Source organism: Silvanigrella sp. (genome assembly GCF_044369315.1).
GTDB lineage: Bacteria > Bdellovibrionota_B > Oligoflexia > Silvanigrellales > Silvanigrellaceae > Silvanigrella.
Window position 1 is genome coordinate 1 of sequence record NZ_JBIPMD010000016.1, and the last position, 17149, is coordinate 17149.

15 protein-coding genes are annotated in these 17149 nt (G+C 31.9%); 7 read left to right on the forward strand and 8 right to left on the reverse strand.

The annotated features are described in order from the left end of the window. From ACIQ56_RS02805 to ACIQ56_RS02825, 5 genes are all read right to left on the reverse strand, one after another. On the reverse strand, positions 1-270 hold a 270-nt coding region (locus tag ACIQ56_RS02805), incomplete at its 3' end, for a glyceraldehyde 3-phosphate dehydrogenase NAD-binding domain-containing protein (RefSeq protein WP_397599561.1). 122 nt (positions 271-392) lie between these two features. Beyond that, entirely contained in the window at positions 393-1337 is a 945-nt protein-coding gene (locus ACIQ56_RS02810; protein WP_397599562.1) for a pentapeptide repeat-containing protein, read from the reverse strand. 2 nt (positions 1338-1339) lie between these two features. Beyond that, complete coding sequence (locus ACIQ56_RS02815) at positions 1340-2431, reverse strand: LptF/LptG family permease (RefSeq protein WP_397599563.1); 1092 nt, start codon at positions 2429-2431, stop codon at positions 1340-1342. 3 nt (positions 2432-2434) lie between these two features. Beyond that, entirely contained in the window at positions 2435-3775 is a 1341-nt protein-coding gene (locus ACIQ56_RS02820; protein WP_397599564.1) for an LptF/LptG family permease, read from the reverse strand. Positions 3776-3778: 3 nt separating this feature from the next. Further along, a complete protein-coding gene (locus ACIQ56_RS02825; protein WP_397599565.1) occupies positions 3779-4570 on the reverse strand; it encodes an enoyl-ACP reductase in 792 nt (263 codons plus the stop codon). A 107-nt stretch (positions 4571-4677) separates the two neighbouring features. Here ACIQ56_RS02825 and ACIQ56_RS02830 point away from each other — a divergent pair, with 107 nt between their 5' ends. Both ACIQ56_RS02830 and ACIQ56_RS02835 read left to right on the forward strand, forming a co-directional pair. After that, positions 4678-4932 carry a hypothetical protein gene (locus ACIQ56_RS02830; protein WP_397599566.1) on the forward strand — a complete coding sequence of 85 codons (255 nt, stop codon included), beginning with the start codon at positions 4678-4680 and terminating at the stop codon, positions 4930-4932. A 67-nt stretch (positions 4933-4999) separates the two neighbouring features. After that, positions 5000-6010 (forward strand): hypothetical protein, encoded by a 1011-nt coding sequence (locus ACIQ56_RS02835; protein ID WP_397599567.1) that lies wholly within the window; start codon positions 5000-5002, stop codon positions 6008-6010. A gap of 61 nt (positions 6011-6071) precedes the next feature. On the opposite strand, the gene ACIQ56_RS02840 is transcribed toward ACIQ56_RS02835, so the two are convergent. The 3 genes from ACIQ56_RS02840 to ACIQ56_RS02850 all read right to left on the reverse strand — a co-directional run bounded on the left by ACIQ56_RS02840 (position 6072) and on the right by ACIQ56_RS02850 (position 9754). Next, positions 6072-7580, reverse strand: a complete 1509-nt coding sequence (locus ACIQ56_RS02840) for a methyl-accepting chemotaxis protein (protein ID WP_397599568.1) — start codon at positions 7578-7580, stop codon at positions 6072-6074. An 88-nt stretch (positions 7581-7668) separates the two neighbouring features. Then, positions 7669-9183 (reverse strand): methyl-accepting chemotaxis protein, encoded by a 1515-nt coding sequence (locus tag ACIQ56_RS02845; protein WP_397599569.1) that lies wholly within the window; start codon positions 9181-9183, stop codon positions 7669-7671. Positions 9184-9268: 85 nt separating this feature from the next. Further along, the gene (locus ACIQ56_RS02850; RefSeq protein WP_397599570.1) at positions 9269-9754 is read right to left on the reverse strand and encodes a DUF3299 domain-containing protein; all 486 of its coding nucleotides are present in this window, start codon (positions 9752-9754) and stop codon (positions 9269-9271) included. A 99-nt stretch (positions 9755-9853) separates the two neighbouring features. On the opposite strand from ACIQ56_RS02850, the gene ACIQ56_RS02855 reads away from it, so the two are divergent. From ACIQ56_RS02855 to ACIQ56_RS02875, 5 genes are all read left to right on the forward strand, one after another. Next, the gene (locus ACIQ56_RS02855; protein WP_397599571.1) at positions 9854-11647 is read left to right on the forward strand and encodes a RecQ family ATP-dependent DNA helicase; all 1794 of its coding nucleotides are present in this window, start codon (positions 9854-9856) and stop codon (positions 11645-11647) included. Beyond that, positions 11644-14232 (forward strand): Lon protease family protein, encoded by a 2589-nt coding sequence (locus tag ACIQ56_RS02860; RefSeq protein ID WP_397599572.1) that lies wholly within the window; start codon positions 11644-11646, stop codon positions 14230-14232. The genes ACIQ56_RS02855 and ACIQ56_RS02860 overlap by 4 nt, the downstream gene beginning before the upstream one ends. Next, positions 14229-15659 (forward strand): amino acid--tRNA ligase-related protein, encoded by a 1431-nt coding sequence (locus tag ACIQ56_RS02865; protein ID WP_397599573.1) that lies wholly within the window; start codon positions 14229-14231, stop codon positions 15657-15659. Before ACIQ56_RS02860 ends, ACIQ56_RS02865 begins: the two co-directional genes overlap by 4 nt. Positions 15660-15795: 136 nt before the next feature. Further along, a complete protein-coding gene (locus ACIQ56_RS02870) occupies positions 15796-16182 on the forward strand; it encodes a septum formation initiator family protein (protein ID WP_153418606.1) in 387 nt (128 codons plus the stop codon). Positions 16183-16230: 48 nt separating this feature from the next. Continuing rightward, the gene (locus tag ACIQ56_RS02875) at positions 16231-17148 is read left to right on the forward strand and encodes a hypothetical protein (RefSeq protein WP_397599574.1); all 918 of its coding nucleotides are present in this window, start codon (positions 16231-16233) and stop codon (positions 17146-17148) included. The last annotated feature ends 1 nt before the right edge of the window (position 17149 follow it).

Sequence of the window (17149 nt, forward strand, 5' to 3'; positions counted from 1 at the left end):
AATTCCATTTGCTCCCCAAGGAATTTCCGCTGGATTGCGCACTGCTGTAATTGGAATTGTTTTTCCATCTATTACCAAAGCATTGTCTTTATGATCTACTTGTTGTTGTGCTTTTCCATGAACAGAATCGTATTTATAAAGATGTGCTAAAGTTTTTGCATCTGTTAGATCATTTATGAGACAAACTTCGATATCACGCTCATTTTTTAATGCTCTTAATATACAGCGGCCAATACGACCAAAACCATTAATACCAATCTTAATTGTCATTAGGAACCTCCAAATTATAAACAAAGACTACCTAGCAGCCTTCTCTATTACTCATACCCAAAAATAGAGATGGCTTCAAAGATAATTTTATTTATCTGAAAAAACTTAGTATACTGCAAGAATTAATGACGAGTTTCTGGATTTGGTGAGTTTAATATTTCTAGAAACTCTTCAGCTGTGTGACAGCCTGTGAAGTTTTTCCCAATACTGCTACATCCTGATATTTTAATTGGTTCTTTTAAAGATAAATGCAATTTAGAAAATAGACATTCTTTAAATTTACAATCTTCAAATTCAATTCCCTGAATATCACAATCTTCAAATTCGCAATCATGAAAATTTACGTTTGTAAAAATCATTCGATTTAAACGACTTCCATGAATTCTTGTTTCTGAGAAGTCTGATTTAACAACATGATTTTCTGTGAAATCGGATTCTGATATTGTTACATCGGATAAAGCAGAACGAGAAAACTTATTATTTTCTAAACGTGCTTCTTGCAGAGTTACATTACTTAATCTTGCTAAACTAAAATTAGAATTACAAAAGTCAGAACGAATGATAGCCAATTCGGAAAACTGAACCGCTGTAAATTTATTATTTTTAATTTCAGAGCTTTCCGAAAAATTAACTCCAAACCACTGGGAACCGACCACTTGATTTTCTTTTACACTACTATCATCACTTACATGAAAAGCACGAAATACAGAAAGCTTAGAATCAAGACCAGAGATATTTGGTGAAAACCCAAAAGGTTGTAAATTATTAGATATATTTTCCTGAATTTTATCAATTTGCGGCATATTTTCAGATATTTGATGAACAAGATTACTAGAAATCTTTAATAATTCTTCAATATTTACTGTTTTTTTAAGTTTTTCAAATGCCGTTTTTAATCCCTCTTGTGTTTCTTCTTTATTTACATGATTTGGATTTGAAGCATTATCAAAAGAGTTCTCTTTTCTTTGTTTCCTTAAGACATAATTTTTTTCTATTAATGATTTTGCCTTTTCAACATTCATTTTTCCTTTCGAGACCGCTTCAAGAATGGAATTCAATTCAAACATATTTACTGTCCTTTATCCAATTTCCGAATTAGCATATAACTCAAAAATATAACTAAAATATTCATTATCCATGCAGCTAATAATGGATTTAAACTTCCTTTAATAGCAAAACTTCTTAGTGCTAAATTACCAAACCAATAAACTAGAGCTGTTACTAAACAAATTACAATTCCGATATATTTTTCTTCTTGCCTTTCTTTACGTAAAGCAAAAGGAATTGTTAAAAACACAAAAAGCAAATTTGCAAATGGGGAACTTAGCTTAAAATAAAGATCTACAATACGATCCGAAACATTTGTTCCCGCTGCCTGAGCATCTTCAATAATTTTATTTAATTGCCAATAACTTAACTGATTCGATTCACTAGATTGGTTTAAAACCTTGGGTGGTGCAAAATCCACATTTGTCACATATATAGGCTTTACTTCCGTTTTAGAAATAGAAGAAGAAATATCAAAGTTTGTAACAATTGCGTTTCGCAATACCCAATTTCCAATATTTTCATCAAAATAACCTGACTTTGCATGAACAATTTGTTTTAAACTACTTTGGTTTTCCCATTTAAAATATTCAACATTAAATAATTCTTGTTTTTGTTCATTGTATTTCTCAAAATGTAATACCGTACCTTTTGCTTTTAGCCAAGTGCTTTCCGTAAAAACGACCTCATTTTCTTTTCTTTCGACATCAACCTTCCGAATTCTTTGATAATGAGTTGAACTCACAGGGAGAATGAGCTCACTTATCATAAATTGAGCTAAAGTAAAAAAGAAACCAACAAAAATTAATGGAATTGAAATTTTCATCATAGAAAGCCCAGCGGCTCGCAGTGCCGAGATTTCTCCATGTTTGGCAAGCATCCAATTGGTAAGGATGCCGCCAATTAATACTGCAAAAGGCATCAATTGAATTGTTATTCCTGGAATTTGCCAAAAATAATATAAAAATTTAATTTTGTTGGAAACTTCATAGCCATCAAAATAATGCTGACTCTCTTCCATGTAAGTTATAATAAAATAAATACCCAAAGAAAATAATAAAATATTTAATACTGTTTTTAAATATTGCGAAGCAATATACCACCAAATTCGCATCTTTTATCCTTTTTTTGAGAAGATTTTTATTTTTAATAAATCATCTCTAACAAATGCGATAAAGCCTGTAGAGGGTGGATGTCGTAAACGCCATCTTAAAAGTAAAGCTATTATGATAATCAAAGCAATAGGAGAAATAAATAGCATGAAAAAAGGAGGCAGTACAAAATTTAAAGCCAATTGCTGACAAACAGAAATAGATGCATAAAGAACAAAAACTACAATACCTATACCTAAATAAACTCCAAATTGTTTTCTTCTTGGATCTTGAATTCCAAGACAAATGCCAATAATTGGTAAAAATATAGTTGAAATAGGAACTGATATTTGTTTAAAAATAAATATTAATTTATCTATTATTTTTGAATCTTTGCTCCAATCTGGATTTTTCTCTTTTTCTTTTTCAAGCATTTCAAAATAGGCAATGGGATAGAGCTGATTGGTATTTTCAGTAAAATTCACATCACCTTTAAATTTATTTTTTAAAGTATTAACTAATGAAATATTCATTTCTGAAAAGTAAGTTATAGTAAAATCTGAAGGATTTGGAAATAAAAGAAAATCTTTATGTTTCATATCTTTTTTTTGTAATTGAAATGAATCTGGATTTTCTTTTAAATAATAAGAGATTGATTTATCAGAGTGCTTTATAGAGTATGCTGTTCCCTTATTAAGGGAAAATATATAATCAGGGAACCCTGCATTTAATTTCTTTTTTAAACTTCCAGTACTTGAAACAATAGCAGAATAATATTTTTCAGAACTTGTTTTTGCAGAGAGAAAAACATTTTTAAATTCGGATCGATCTTTTGAAATATCTTGAATATATAAAAGTATATTTACTCTATCCGAATCTAAAACTTTACTTTTATTAAATGATTTTTCACGCAAAGAATCTTTTATCAACTCTTCTACAGCTTTTCGTGATTGAACCCATTTAAATTTTTCAAATTGTTTATTTGAATAAGGCTCAAAAATAAGAGCGCTAAATAATGAAATCACCATAACAATTAGGCCAATAAAAGAAGGCATAGCTGAAAGTCTTAAAATACTCACACCACTAGCCATCCAAGCTTCAAGCTCTCTATCAGCAGCCATTCTTATCGTAACAAGAGAAGCTGAAATTAATAAAGAAATAGGAACAGTAAATTTAATAATTGAGGGAAGAATCATGAGTAACAACATTAAAAAAGTTGTTCCCGTATCAGGAGCTGAAAAAAGCACTTGAGCATAACGAGGAATTTTAGCCATGATCATAACAGAGCTGAGGCTTGCGGTAATCACAAACGTCAGCGTTATTATTTCATTGGCAATTAATCGATCTAATTTATGCAGAATGGCCATCAACTACTCAACTGCTGAAAACATGCCAAGGGTATTATAACCACAATCCACATGTAAAACTTCACCAGTTACCCCAGAAGAAAGATCGGATAACAAATAGAGAGCGGAACGAGCAACATCGTCTGTTGTTACATTTCTTTTTAAAGGTGCATGCTTATGAGCATTATCCAGCATTTCTTTAATACCTGGAATAGCACTTGAAGATAAAGTACGAATAGGACCCGCACTAATTGCATTTACGCGGATGCCAACATCACCAAGATCATAGGCTAAATATTTTGCGCAAGATTCTAATGCCGCTTTTGCAACACCCATTACATTATAACGAGGAACAACTTTTTCAGCCCCATAATAGGACATTGTAATTACGCTCCCGCCTTTTTTCATAAGAGGTAAAGCAGCACGTGTTATAGCTACAAGAGAATAAGCAGAAATATCTAAAGTGGATGCAAAAGACTCTCTTGTCACAACCATGAATTTTTCTTTTAAATTTTCTTTTTCAGTAAAAGCAACGGAGTGTATGATAAAATCGATAGAATCCCATTGTTTTTGAATATTGCTGTAAAAAGACTCTATTTGCTCATCTTTTGATACATCACAAGGTAATACAATAGATTCAGGAAGCTCTTTTACAAGTTCACGCACACGTTTTTCTTGCGCATCTCCTAAAAAATTAAAAGCGAGTTGTGCTCCTTGTTCGGCACAAATTTGTGCGCAAGCCCATGCAATAGATTTATTGTTTGCAACGCCAAATACAATACCACGTTTGCCAGCAAGAATTTTTGCGTGGTTCATTTCTTCCTCCAATGTCAAATGCGAAAAACAAATTCGCCGAACCTTGAGCCTACTTGTATCTTGCGTTACAAACAAGCCGCTGATAGCCTTTTTGATAGGAGGATTTTATGGAGAATAGATCTAACAACATGAAATATGAAAAACGATTAATTGATAATGCGACTTGTAAAAGACGTTTTCATTTAGTTTTTGAGTCTGGAGCTAAAAATGATGCTCATGTCGAAGTAAAATGTCCTCATTGTGGCGTTATTCTTTTAAATGAAACAAATCATCCTCCAGTTATGATTGCTCGAGATGAAAATTTAATCAAAAGCCCTGATGGCTCTGAACCAATAATTTATGATTGTAAGTTTAATCAATAATATATTATTGGAATCCTTTATCGGAATTTCAATACTCTCATTATTTTCAGTGTATTTTGCTGGAAAAATGTCCTTTTATGGCGCGTATTTATTTAATTATTTTCATTGGCGCACTCTCATTTTTCCATATAAAATTAAGGTAATTAATAAATTTTTTTATATTTTAAGAATGGGGGCAGACAAAACCCCTTTTGTAACCTTAACAATTGTTTTAACCGAAAAATTAAATATCTCCCTTTTATATGCTTCTCTTATTACAATAATTGCAGGGATTCTTCGACTGGCTTCCACTTATGATTGGAGGACAAGTATCCCAAGAATTAAGAAGTGGAGGTTTGAACTTGGCCTATTGCAGGGCGGCTCCATTTCAATGCAGTATCAAGCTCAGGATGCGAATCAAAAACTATTGAACAACCTAGCCCATCCCAATCAAAATAATAAATTTGAAATTTCAAAAACCGATTTTAGATGTTATATTGCATTAGCACTATTATTCATGAGCGTCCCTATTTATAATAGCGGAAATTATTTAATCCGCTTGGACATTATTGCCTTTTGCCTAATCACGTGGTGTACAATCGATGCTCTTATGTGGAATTTTAAATTTAATCATAGATCTATGTCAAAAATTGAAAACTTTCAGGAAAATATCTTTGAATTTTTTATGAATTTTTGGCCCCGAATTATAGTTGTACTTTTAATGATTTCTTTGTTTTTTTCGAGTCATTTTTTAATAAGCTACGAATTTTCTCGATATCATGTTGCTGGATTTATATTTTTCATTATGTTTTTAAATAAAACGTTACGAATATGGAATGAAGCCCTAATTGCTAAATTAAATTTACAAAAGGAATATTATCCTGCTAGTTATCATCGCGATCACTTATTTAAATTTGAAAATGCACGTATATGGCGCGATATTGGAGCACTCAGAAGTGAAGCAGTGAACCCTCTTGTTAGGTTAGTTATGTTTAGAACAATGTTTGAATTATCAGAGCGAAGTTTATTTATTGGCATTATTACTCATCTCGATTTGATTTTAGCAACCTTTTTTTATGCTATGTTAATTACTAAATAATTATCGAGAATTCATTTTTAATTAAAAAACAGAAAATTTATATTAAATAAATATAAATCAATTACTTTAATTTTTTAACGTTACCAAAGATAACAATTTCTGTTTTTTCAACAATTTCATTTAAATTATTGCTCTCGGTTGAAATATCTTCAGTGGATTTCAATGAATTTTCTGACTCCACTGTATTTTTTAAGGCAAGCTGATCGAGTTGTCCCATAGCAACTGAAATTTGTTTCACACCAATTTCTTGTTCCTTTGTTGCATCGGAGACTTGACCCATTTGAAAATTGATCTCTTTAATTCCATTCACAATATCAGAAAATGCGGCGGATACTTTTAAAGTTCTTTTCTGGCCATCTTCAACACGATCAATTGTTTGTACTAAAATACGTTGTACTTCTTCTCTACTTCTTTGCAATAGAGCTTGTATTTCACTGGAAGATTTCCCACTCATATGAGCAAGATTACCCACTTCTTCAGCCACAACTGAGAAACCCTTACCATGTTCTCCTGCTCGAGCTGCTTCAATAGAAGCATTTAATGATAAAAGTTCTGTTTTAGAAACAATTTTATTAATCACCTGAGTTTTACTCTCAATCTGATTGATAATATTTTCAATTTCTTTTAATTTTGAACTTGCTTCATGAATCCCTTGCATTGAAGTAATCATATTCTTCATAGAAACTTCGCCATCTTCTGCTTTACCAGAAATATTGTTTGCGAGTGTTGCTGAATTTGAAGTCAATTCTGTAGTTTTTCCAATCATGCTTGTAATTTCTGAAATAGCAGCTGCTGTTGTTTGAATAGAAGACTCTTGCTCTTTTGAATATTTAATAACGCTGCTACTAGAATTTTTTAATTCGTTACTTTTATTAAATAAAGATTCAGATGAATTTAACAAAGAAAGACAGACTTCTGTTAATGGTTTAACAACAGAATTTGCAAAATAGATACCTATAAATATTAACGTAGCGATACAAAATAAACATGCAAATAATAAAATTTCAAGAAATCGAGTCATGGCTTCATAAGCATCATCCATATATAGTCCAGTACCAATGATCCAGTCCCATTCTGGAAAATAATTCACATAAGATAGTTTTTTACTCGGAGTAGTGGAACCTGCTTTAGGAAACATATACTCGACATACCCTTTACCCGATTTTTTTGCGACATTTGCTATTTCAACAAATAATTTTACCCCATTTGGATCTGTAAAACCTGACATATCTTTTCCACTTAATTCCGGTTTAACTGGGTTTAAAACTTGATAGGCTTTCGTATTTGTAATAAAAATATATTCTTTTCCTGAATAGCGAATAGAATTTATGGTGTCTTTTGCTCTATTTTGAGCTTCTTCTTTAGGTAAAATGGACTTTTTTTCTAAATCTATAAAATGAGATACAATGGTTGAACCCACTTCGACAATATTTTGCAACTTTTCTTTTTTAGAATCTAATAATTCATTCCAATAGATATTAGAAATATATACGAGGAACATTGCAAATATGAATACAGACAAAAGGCTATTTAAAAGAATTTTAAATTTTATTCCACGATTATTTGACATAATGCAGTCCTCATAAAAACAACTACATCATTTCATCGGGAAAATTGAGATTATATTGAATAAAAACAAATATAAATAATAATATTAGCTACTTATGTCTAATTTTTTTTCCAACTCCATACACAACACTCTCAGTCTTATGGACCACTTCTTTTAGATTGTTACTTTCTTTTGAAATGGATTCTGTTGCTTCTAATGATTTTTCAGACTCACCCGTATTTTTAAAAGCAAGCTGATCTAACTGTCCCATTGCATTTGATATCTGTTTCACACCTATTTCTTGTTCTTTTGTTGCATCAGATACTTGACCCATTTGATGATTTATTTCTTTAATTCCTTGAACAATATCTGTAAAAGACTCCGAAACTTTAGTCGTTCTTTTTTGACCATCTTCTACTTTTTCAAGAGCTTGTACAAGAATACGTTGCACTTCTTCTCTACTTTTTTGAAGTAATGTTCTAATTTCATTCGATGATTTTCCACTCGTATGAGCTAAATTTCCAACTTCTTCTGCAACCACAGAGAAACCCTTCCCATGCTCCCCTGCGCGAGCTGCTTCAATCGAAGCATTTAAAGAAAGCAATTCTGTTTTCGCAACAATTTTTGTGATTACTTTTGTTTTTGTTTCAATTTCATTAATAATACTTTCTATTTCTTTTAATCTTGAGCTTGCTTCATGAATTCCTTGCATAGATGAAATCATATTTTTCATTGAAACTTCACCGTCTTCAGCCTTCATAGAAATATCATTTGCTAATTTAGCTGAATTTCCTGTAAGTTCTGTGGTTTTCCCAATCATACTTGTAATTTCAGAAATAGCGGCTGCAGTAGATTGAATGGAAGATTCTTGTTCTTTAGAATATTTTTTAACACTCGAACTTGATAATTTTAATTGTTCACATTTTCCTAATAAACCAGCAGAAGCTTGTAATAAAGTCTTGCAAACTTCAGTTAAGGGTTTTTCAACAGAGTTTGCAAAATAAATTCCAAGAATTACTAAAGTAACAATACAAAACACACAAGCAATTAAAAGAATCCCTAAAAATTCATTCATGGCAGCATAAGCATCATCCATATATAGTCCTGTACCAACAATCCAATTCCATTCTGGAAAATAATTTATATAGGATAATTTTTTAGATGGCACGGTAGAACCTGCTTTAGGAAACATATAATAAATATAACCAGAACCACTTTTTTTTGCTAAATTCGCAATTTCTACATACAGCTTTAATCCAGTCGGATCTGCAAAGCCAGACATATCTTTTCCACTTAATTCTGGTTTTACAGGATTTAAAACTTGATAGGCTTCTGTATTTGTAACAAAAATATATTCTTTTCCAGAATATCGAATGACATTTAAATCTGCTTTTGCCCTTGCTTGTGCTTGTTCTTTTGATAAAGTTCCTTTTTTTTCTTGATCAATATAACCTTTTACAAGAGAGGATCCAATTTCAACAATATTTTGGAGTTTTTCTTTTTTATCATTTAATAAAACGTTCCAATATAAATTACTCAACCAAACTAAAAAAACGGAGAAAATGACTACAGAAAAACCACAATATAATAAAATTTTAAATTTAATTCCTTTTTTTGTGAACATAAAAACCCATCCTTGAGATTTATGTGAATATCGGAATTTAATAAAAAAAATAAAATGCAATTTATTCTATTATAATTCAATTATTTTACATATAGGGCTGAGTATAGGAACCAATCATTTCAAACGAAGTTTTGATTTTTTTTCCGCTATTTTCTGAAATCACAAATTTTCCTATGAGCCAAACAGGCCCGTATGTCATTTTTGCTTTTTTACCAGATGCCATTTTGACATGAATAATTTGATTTGGTGGCGGAGGAGGGACATGAATACACGCCATAGGAGAAGGAACAAATAAAAATTCATTAACAAAATCTTGGTTATCTTCAAGCGGAATGATAAATCCAGGAATTTTAATTGTAGTTCCATTTAAGGGCCTAAGTTCATCTGGAATATTTCCAGAAATTGAATTGAGTGATTGAAGTTGTTTCCAATCTGCTTCTGTTACCTTAGAGGAACTTGGTGTATTCACCATTGTCTTTTGATTTGTTTCTTTTAACAAAAAAAAGACGGTTATTCCTCCAAGAATCACTCCCGCCAAAGATAAGACTAAAACTTTATAAATAAACTTCATTTTATACTCATTCAATAGAAAATTAAAAACATCTTCCTCAAGTACTGTACTCCTTTGCAAAACCATCGTAAATAGGTTCGAACGTGATGAGTGGAGCTTATGGAATCTGAATTTGTAGAAAAATGTGAAGAATTTGCTAAAAAAAACTTCTCCTTAACAAGCCTGCGCCCTGCCCAAAGAGAAGTCTTGGCACAAATTCATGATAAGAAATTTGTATTAGCAACACTTCCGACAGGTGCTGGAAAAACATTATTGTATAGCTTACCAGCATTATTTTTTGAAGATAAGCCCGTTCTTGTTATCAGTCCTCTCATTTCATTAATGAGGGATCAGGAACGACGCATGGAAAATGCAAACATATGCTGTGCTGTTTTTACTTCGGAACAATCCGAAGAGGAAAGAAAACAAGCCTGGAAAAAAATAAAAACAGGAGAGGCTAAAATTATTTTCGCTTCTCCGGAACGTTTTGTGTTACCTTCTTTTTTAAATGCCATTTCAAAAATGAATTTAAGCATGGCTGTCGTCGATGAAGCACATTGTGTCGTTTCCTGGGGACATAATTTCAGACCTGAATATTCTGAAATTGGAAAATATTTATCCAAATTGCAATTGCCAAGAATATTAGCATTAACAGCAACCGCGGGACGCAATAGTAGACTTGATATTATAAAAAAAGTTTTTCCAGAAAATACGAATGTGTTTGAATACACTTCAAATCCTTTAGGAGAAAATATCGTTGTTGAAAGCAATCGTGTTTTTTCAAATGCAGAACAGTGGGAAAAATTAGTACAAATTCTACAAAAAACAGAATCAAATAAAACGTTAGTTTATTTTCAAAGTCGTTTATTATGCGAAGAGTCCACACGAAAATTAAAAAAATTAAAAATACACTCCGTTGTTTACCATGCAGGGCTTCCTAAAAATGAGCGGAAAAATGTAGAGCAATATGTGCAAGAAGCCACTCAAAAAATTGTTGTTTGTGCAACAACGGCATTTGGTATGGGTGTTGATGTAGCAGGAATACAATTGGTTGTTGTTTTTGGATTTCCAAGTAACATAGAAGAATTTTTTCAAATGTTAGGAAGAGCGGGTCGAAGTGGAGAACCTTCAAAAGGCGTGTTACTTTGGACAGGTGCCGATCCCATTCGAAGAGAATATCAATTTAAATCTTCTTTTCCTGAACCTTCTTTATTTTTAGAACAATGTGCTCAATTTATGAGATATATGCCAAATTCATTTGGTGAAAGCTCTTTTGTTCCTAAACAAAATTTATTAGAGCTTACAAAATCAAAAAAAACAGATAATAAAGAAAAAAAACTAGATAATATTTTTGCAGGTTTAAGAATTTGCAATATCTTAGAAGACACACGTTCTGGCGAATCGTATTTTCATGTTAAGTTAACGCAAAATAAAAGTTTTGCGGATATACTAGCTATTCTTCCAGAAGGAATGACAAAACGTAGAAAAGTATTAGAAGGTTTAGTTACTCTTGTTGAAAAATGTTGGCTTGTATTAAAAGGAGCTCAAACAATCATCCCTTTGAAAATGTTGCATGATGCATGTGAACTCACACAAGAAACGTGCGAGCAAGTTTTTTTGTACTATCAAGATCAAAAAATGTTATCATTTGCTAAAATAAATCAGGATGATGCCAAAAATGGAGTAATATTGAAAAATGGCTATATTCATTTACAAAAGGAAATACCCAGATATATTTCAGCTCGAAGTCATTTTCACGCGAGCTTGCGCGAACTTGATAAGTTATCTACATCAACAACATGCAGATTATCTGCAAGTTTCGAATTTTTTGCTTCTCGCGCTATTCAGGGGGCTACAAAAAACCTTTGGCGTTGTATGCAGTGCGATATTTGTATCAGAAAGAGGACGGAATGAAAAAAACTAAAACTACGGATACAGCAACCTCACTCACTCAAAAAATTCTTGAGCAAAGAGAGAAAAACTTCCCTGTTAATTTAAAAATCCAAAGAAGTTCACAACGCTTTCGCCGCCTCTCCACTGAAGAAGTTTATCGTACTTGTGATCAAAAACTTGTTGAAATAGATAAACATAAAAAATCGGAACCAAACTATGACATTATTTCTCAAGTAAGAGCTGTAAGAGCAATTAATCTGGGCTTGGGAATCCAAAAACCTGGCTACAATATTTATGTTGCTGGAGTTCAAGGAACAGGCAAAACAAGTGTAATACGTTCCTTTCTTAAAAAAACAGCAGAACGTTGCCCGACTCCAGGCGATTGGATTTATGTTTACAATTTTAAAAATCCAGAATCTCCACACACAATGGAATTAAAAACAGGAATAGCAAAACGTTTTAAAAAACAAATGGATGAGTTAATGGAACAACTCACCGTTGAACTTGTTGATGCTTTTCAATCTGAAGAATATGAAACAAACGTAAATTCAACTGTTAATGCCAGTAATGAAAAAAAAGCAAAATTATTTAGTGAACTTGAAAAAGCGGCAAAAACTAAAAACTTTGGAGTAAAATCGACTCGAATGGGTATTGTTACGGTACCTATCATTGAAGGAAAACCTTTAAGCGAAAAAGATTACTCTGAATTAAATGATGAACAAAAAGAAAAAATAGAAGCCGAAAGAAATTTATTAGAACCTGAAGTTCTAGATTTTGCTCGTAAAGTAAGATCTATTGAAAATGATACTAAAAATAAATTAGAAGAATTGCAATCTGAATTAGGTGATTATGTTGTTAGTCAAGCTTTAATTCCCTTTCTTAAAGAATATGAATCCCAAAAAAATGTTCTTGAATATTTAGACGAAGTAAAAAAACATTTATTAGAAAATTTAAATGATTTTTTACCGGATGAAGATGATTCTGAAACAGAAGGCGAAGAATCCGTAGCTCCCACTTCTTATCATTTAAAAAAGGGAGATCCCCATCTTCCTTACCGTATCAATGTTTTTGTTGATAATACAGAAATAAAAGGCGCTCCGATCATCATTGAAAATAATCCAACCTTTTATAATTTATTTGGAAAGATTGAAAAAAATATTGAATATGGTGTTTATACAACTGATTTTAAAATGATCAAAGCAGGATCTTTGGCTCGTGCAAATGGCGGTTACCTTGTTTTAAATGCATTAGATGTCTTACGTGCACCTCAAGTATGGGATACTTTAAAACGAGTATTAAAAAACCAAAAACTTTTTATCGAAGATTTAGGTGAACAATACAGTATTTTAGCCACAAGCGGTTTAAGACCTGAGCCCATTCCATTAAATGTTAAAATTATTTTAATTGGTTCGGACTGGATTTATCGAATGCTTTATCAACATGATGAAGATTTTAATAAAATTTTTAAAATTAAAGCCGATTTTGATGCACAAATGGATCGTTCACAAAAGACCATTCAAGATTATGTTGAATTTATTTCAACAAGAACAAAAGTAGAAAATTTGTTACCTTTTGATGAAAGTGGAATCGCTGCTATCGTTGAGTTTGGAAGCCGTATTGTTGATGATCAAGATAAATTAACAACCCGCTTTAGCTTAATAAAAGACATTACCATTGAAGCCGATTTCATGGCGAAAGAATCTAAAAGCAAAAAGGTAACAAGATCCGATGTCGAAAAAGCAGTCGAAGAACGCTACGCTAGATCCTCTGCAATTGAAGATCACATTATAGAAATGTTAGAACGGAAAGACATTATTATTTCAACAACATCGAGAAGAGTTGGTGAAATAAATGGCCTTGCTGTTTACTCTTTAGGAGATTTATCTTTTGGAGTGCCAACAAGAATTACCTGTCGCACCTATAAAGGCAAACCAGGTATTTTAAATATTGAAAGAGATGCTTCATTATCTGGAAAACTCCATAATAAAGGTGTGAGTATATTAACAAGTTGGATTAATGCTAATTTTGCTAAAAAATCACCCGCAAATATTGCAGCAACAATTTGTTTTGAACAAAATTACAATGGTGTCGATGGCGATTCAGCAACTCTTGCAGAACTCTGTCTGATTTTATCAACCATTGCAAATATTCCAATCGATCAAGGAATTGGAGTAACAGGTTCTGTAAATCAGTTTGGTGAAGTACAACCTATCGGTGGTGTAAATGAAAAAGTAGAAGGGTTCTTTAAAACATGTAAATTACATGGATTAACTGGAAGACATGGCTGTATTATTCCTGTTCAAAATATCAAACATTTGATGTTAAATAGAGAAGTTCGTGAAGCCATTGAAAAAGAACAATTTCATATTTGGCCCGTTTCAAAAGTAGAAGAAGCTTTCGAACTTTTAACAGGATTCCATGCTGGTAACTGGGATGAGAAAAAGTCTCGCTTTGAAGATGGCAGTGCATTTGATAAAATTTATAAAATGCTTCATCAAAAAAGCGAAGAAAAAAAAGCAAAAGAAAAAAATGTTAGAAAAAAGAAATCCGTTAGAAAAACGAAAGTAACAAATAAAAAACCTGTACGTAAGAAAATTGCAAAATGAATTACAAAAGTAAAAATCAATTGGTTTTACAAAATTTATTCGAACTTCGAAAAGTCCATTCGGTAACAGAAAGACTTTCCTCTGGTCGTGTTTTTTTTATTGAAAATCAAATGGGGCTTTGTGATGCAACAGGTGCTATTTGGCCTATTGGAAAAAGTGAGTATTTAAACCAATCCTCTTTTAACCAAGGAGATTTAATTACATTTAGATGTAAAATATTAAAACTAAATGAAAATACGGAATCTAAATACGATGATTGTTACTTTATCAAGGTAACTGAAATTTTACAAAAGACAAATTCTTTAGAAGAATGGGAGAATGCTGTCATTCCAAATCCAATTCCTTCTAAAGATTTCATTTTAAAACAACAAAAGCAGAATGATCAAACTCAAATTTCTCATTTTTATCATTCTCCTGCATCAACAAGAATAAAACTCATTAAACAACGAAACCGCTCTTTAGAGAGAGTTCATTCTTTTTTTAAAAATAGAGGTTTTTTGTGTATTGAAACCCCGACTCTGGTTCCTAGCGGTGGAATGGAAGTCTATTTAAATCCTTTTGCTACAAATTATATCGATCATCGCGGTCAAAAATGGGAGTTACAACTTCCAACAAGTCCAGAATTTGCTCTAAAAAAAATCATGACAGAAGGAACCGAAAAAATATTTCAGCTTTCTCGTGCATACCGAAATATCGGAGAAGTTTCTAAACAACATGAACCCGAATTCATTATGTTAGAATGGTATCGAGCAAATGCAAATTTAAGAACTCTAATTGAAGATACTCAAAATTTAGTTTTGGTTTTATCCGAATTTTTAGGAACTCATTTAGATATTCCAAAACAGTGGCCTGTTTTTCGTGTTGATAAATTATTTAAAGATATTTTATCTATTGATCTCGAGCAAGTTCAAAACAGAGATTTATTTTATGAAAAAGCAAAGTTACAAAGTCACTCCATTGTAGAAAGCGATGACTGGGATAGCTTATTTTATAAATTATTTATGGAAAAAATAGAACCCTTTCTTTTGCAACAAAAAGCTTGTTTCGTTACCCATTATCCCATTCAAATGGGTGCATTAGCAGCTCAAGAGACCTCTTTAAATTCAAATAACGAAACAATACATAAGCCTTACGTAGAACGTTTGGAAGCTTATATTAACGGAGTCGAAATTTGTAATGGGTATTTTGAATTAAATGATGCTCATGTTTTAAAAGAAAGGTTTCAAAAAACAAAAACAATTCGCAACGAATTAAAGTCTGATCTACAATTTGAAAATGCCATGAAATTTGGACTCCCCCCTTGCTCTGGTAATGCACTAGGAATTGATAGAGTCATTTCCTTATTACTGGGTTTAGAGCAAATATCAAATCTTTATCCTATTCCTTTTCTTAGTCAATTTCCAAAAGATAGTGTGGCATGGGAGTAAATCAAATAAGATTGACATTTTTTAATCTAAAAATATTTTTCATATTTCAATTTTATTCTACAAATTTTTATTTTCGTGCTAAAATAAAGCAATGGATTTTGAAGCTACCGTTTTCTATTTGTTAGATGGATTTTATATGAACACACAAAATATGCAACCCACTGTTTTTTCCAAAAGATTTCAAACTTTGGCAAGATGGGTTGTTGTGATTGTTCTATGGCTCATTATTGGCTCTATTGCTATTGGAAAAGCAGGAATTTCAAACTTTATGGAATTGCTGAATGAAAAAGATGTTTTAAATCAGACCATCATGGAACTTCAAATTCAAAACCAAACTTTAGAAGAAAAAATTGTGAAATTAAAAACTTCCCCAGAAAAACAAGCCCGATATTTAAAAGAAAATTTTGGGTATATTGAGCAAGATGAATATATTTTTCAATTTAATAATAAATCTACTTTTTCCTTTGGCTCAAATAACAAAAAAATGGACAATGCTATAATTTCAGCTGAAAGTTCGCAATAAAATAATTAAGTATAAATTTTTAACATTTCATTCAATTTAAGAGGTTTTATGAATAGTAAAAAAAATTTGATTATTAAAGCGATTTTTTTAATAACGATTTCTATTCTAAATGGTTGCAAAAAAGATAGTGGTGATACGAATCCAAGTGATTCCAGCAGTCCTTCAGAGTCTATTAATAGCGCCATTTCTGGAGCTTATAGCTCTTCCACTACTGGTGGAAGTTTAACTTATTTTGATAATAAAAAAAATATATTTGATTTTTTAAAAGAAAACTTTATAGAAAAATTATCTTATGCAGGTACCTCTTGTCCTACACCATCAACATCATTGTGTTCCGGCAGTGTCATGACGTTAACTTATTCATCTTGTAATTTTAGTGGCTCTGCTGCTACTTGGAATGGAAGCCAACTACTAACTTACAGTTCAGGTACCTGTTCCACCTCCTGGCCTCCTGGAACAGCAACTTTTACTCGAACGTTTTCAACAGGAACAACGCGCACAAATGTAGCAGGAATAACTGTTACTTTAGATACGACAAACACAAGTGGCTATAGTTCACAAGTTTCAGGTGGCACAACTGTTATTGTTACAGGATCTTTTCCAGCAAGAACAATCACAATAAATGGTATTCACTTAACAGCAACAGGGACATCTAAAAAAGGAAAAACAGTAACATTATGGGATCATACCATTAACAGTGGAGCTTTAACTGTGACCAGTGGAGGTAACGTAACTGGAACTGTGGTTTTACAACACAATTTAGCAAAATATACAGCGACATCTTCTGTAAATTTAAATTATACATCAGGTTGTGTTCATCCTTCTAGCGGCTCAATTACAACAACATTTAGTGGAACTCAAACAGGTACCGAAACCCTTAATTTTAATTTATCTACCTGTGGCCAAGCCTCTTTAATTGGGACTGGAGGAAGCACCAGCACAGTTACTTTAGGCCATATATTTTAGA

Coding starts and splice junctions, on each gene's coding strand:
- ACIQ56_RS02850 (WP_397599570.1), bottom strand. CDS start 9,754: ATGAAGTTTATTTATAAAGTTTTAGTCTTATCTTTGGCGGGAGTGATT.
- ACIQ56_RS02855 (WP_397599571.1), top strand. CDS start 9,854: ATGGAATCTGAATTTGTAGAAAAATGTGAAGAATTTGCTAAAAAAAAC.
- ACIQ56_RS02875 (WP_397599574.1), top strand. CDS start 16,231: ATGAATAGTAAAAAAAATTTGATTATTAAAGCGATTTTTTTAATAACG.
- ACIQ56_RS02835 (WP_397599567.1), top strand. CDS start 5,000: ATGTCCTTTTATGGCGCGTATTTATTTAATTATTTTCATTGGCGCACT.
- ACIQ56_RS02825 (WP_397599565.1), bottom strand. CDS start 4,570: ATGAACCACGCAAAAATTCTTGCTGGCAAACGTGGTATTGTATTTGGC.
- ACIQ56_RS02815 (WP_397599563.1), bottom strand. CDS start 2,431: ATGCGAATTTGGTGGTATATTGCTTCGCAATATTTAAAAACAGTATTA.
- ACIQ56_RS02860 (WP_397599572.1), top strand. CDS start 11,644: ATGAAAAAAACTAAAACTACGGATACAGCAACCTCACTCACTCAAAAA.
- ACIQ56_RS02820 (WP_397599564.1), bottom strand. CDS start 3,775: ATGGCCATTCTGCATAAATTAGATCGATTAATTGCCAATGAAATAATA.
- ACIQ56_RS02840 (WP_397599568.1), bottom strand. CDS start 7,580: ATGTCAAATAATCGTGGAATAAAATTTAAAATTCTTTTAAATAGCCTT.
- ACIQ56_RS02830 (WP_397599566.1), top strand. CDS start 4,678: ATGGAGAATAGATCTAACAACATGAAATATGAAAAACGATTAATTGAT.
- ACIQ56_RS02865 (WP_397599573.1), top strand. CDS start 14,229: ATGAATTACAAAAGTAAAAATCAATTGGTTTTACAAAATTTATTCGAA.
- ACIQ56_RS02810 (WP_397599562.1), bottom strand. CDS start 1,337: ATGTTTGAATTGAATTCCATTCTTGAAGCGGTCTCGAAAGGAAAAATG.
- ACIQ56_RS02845 (WP_397599569.1), bottom strand. CDS start 9,183: ATGTTCACAAAAAAAGGAATTAAATTTAAAATTTTATTATATTGTGGT.
- ACIQ56_RS02870 (WP_153418606.1), top strand. CDS start 15,796: ATGAACACACAAAATATGCAACCCACTGTTTTTTCCAAAAGATTTCAA.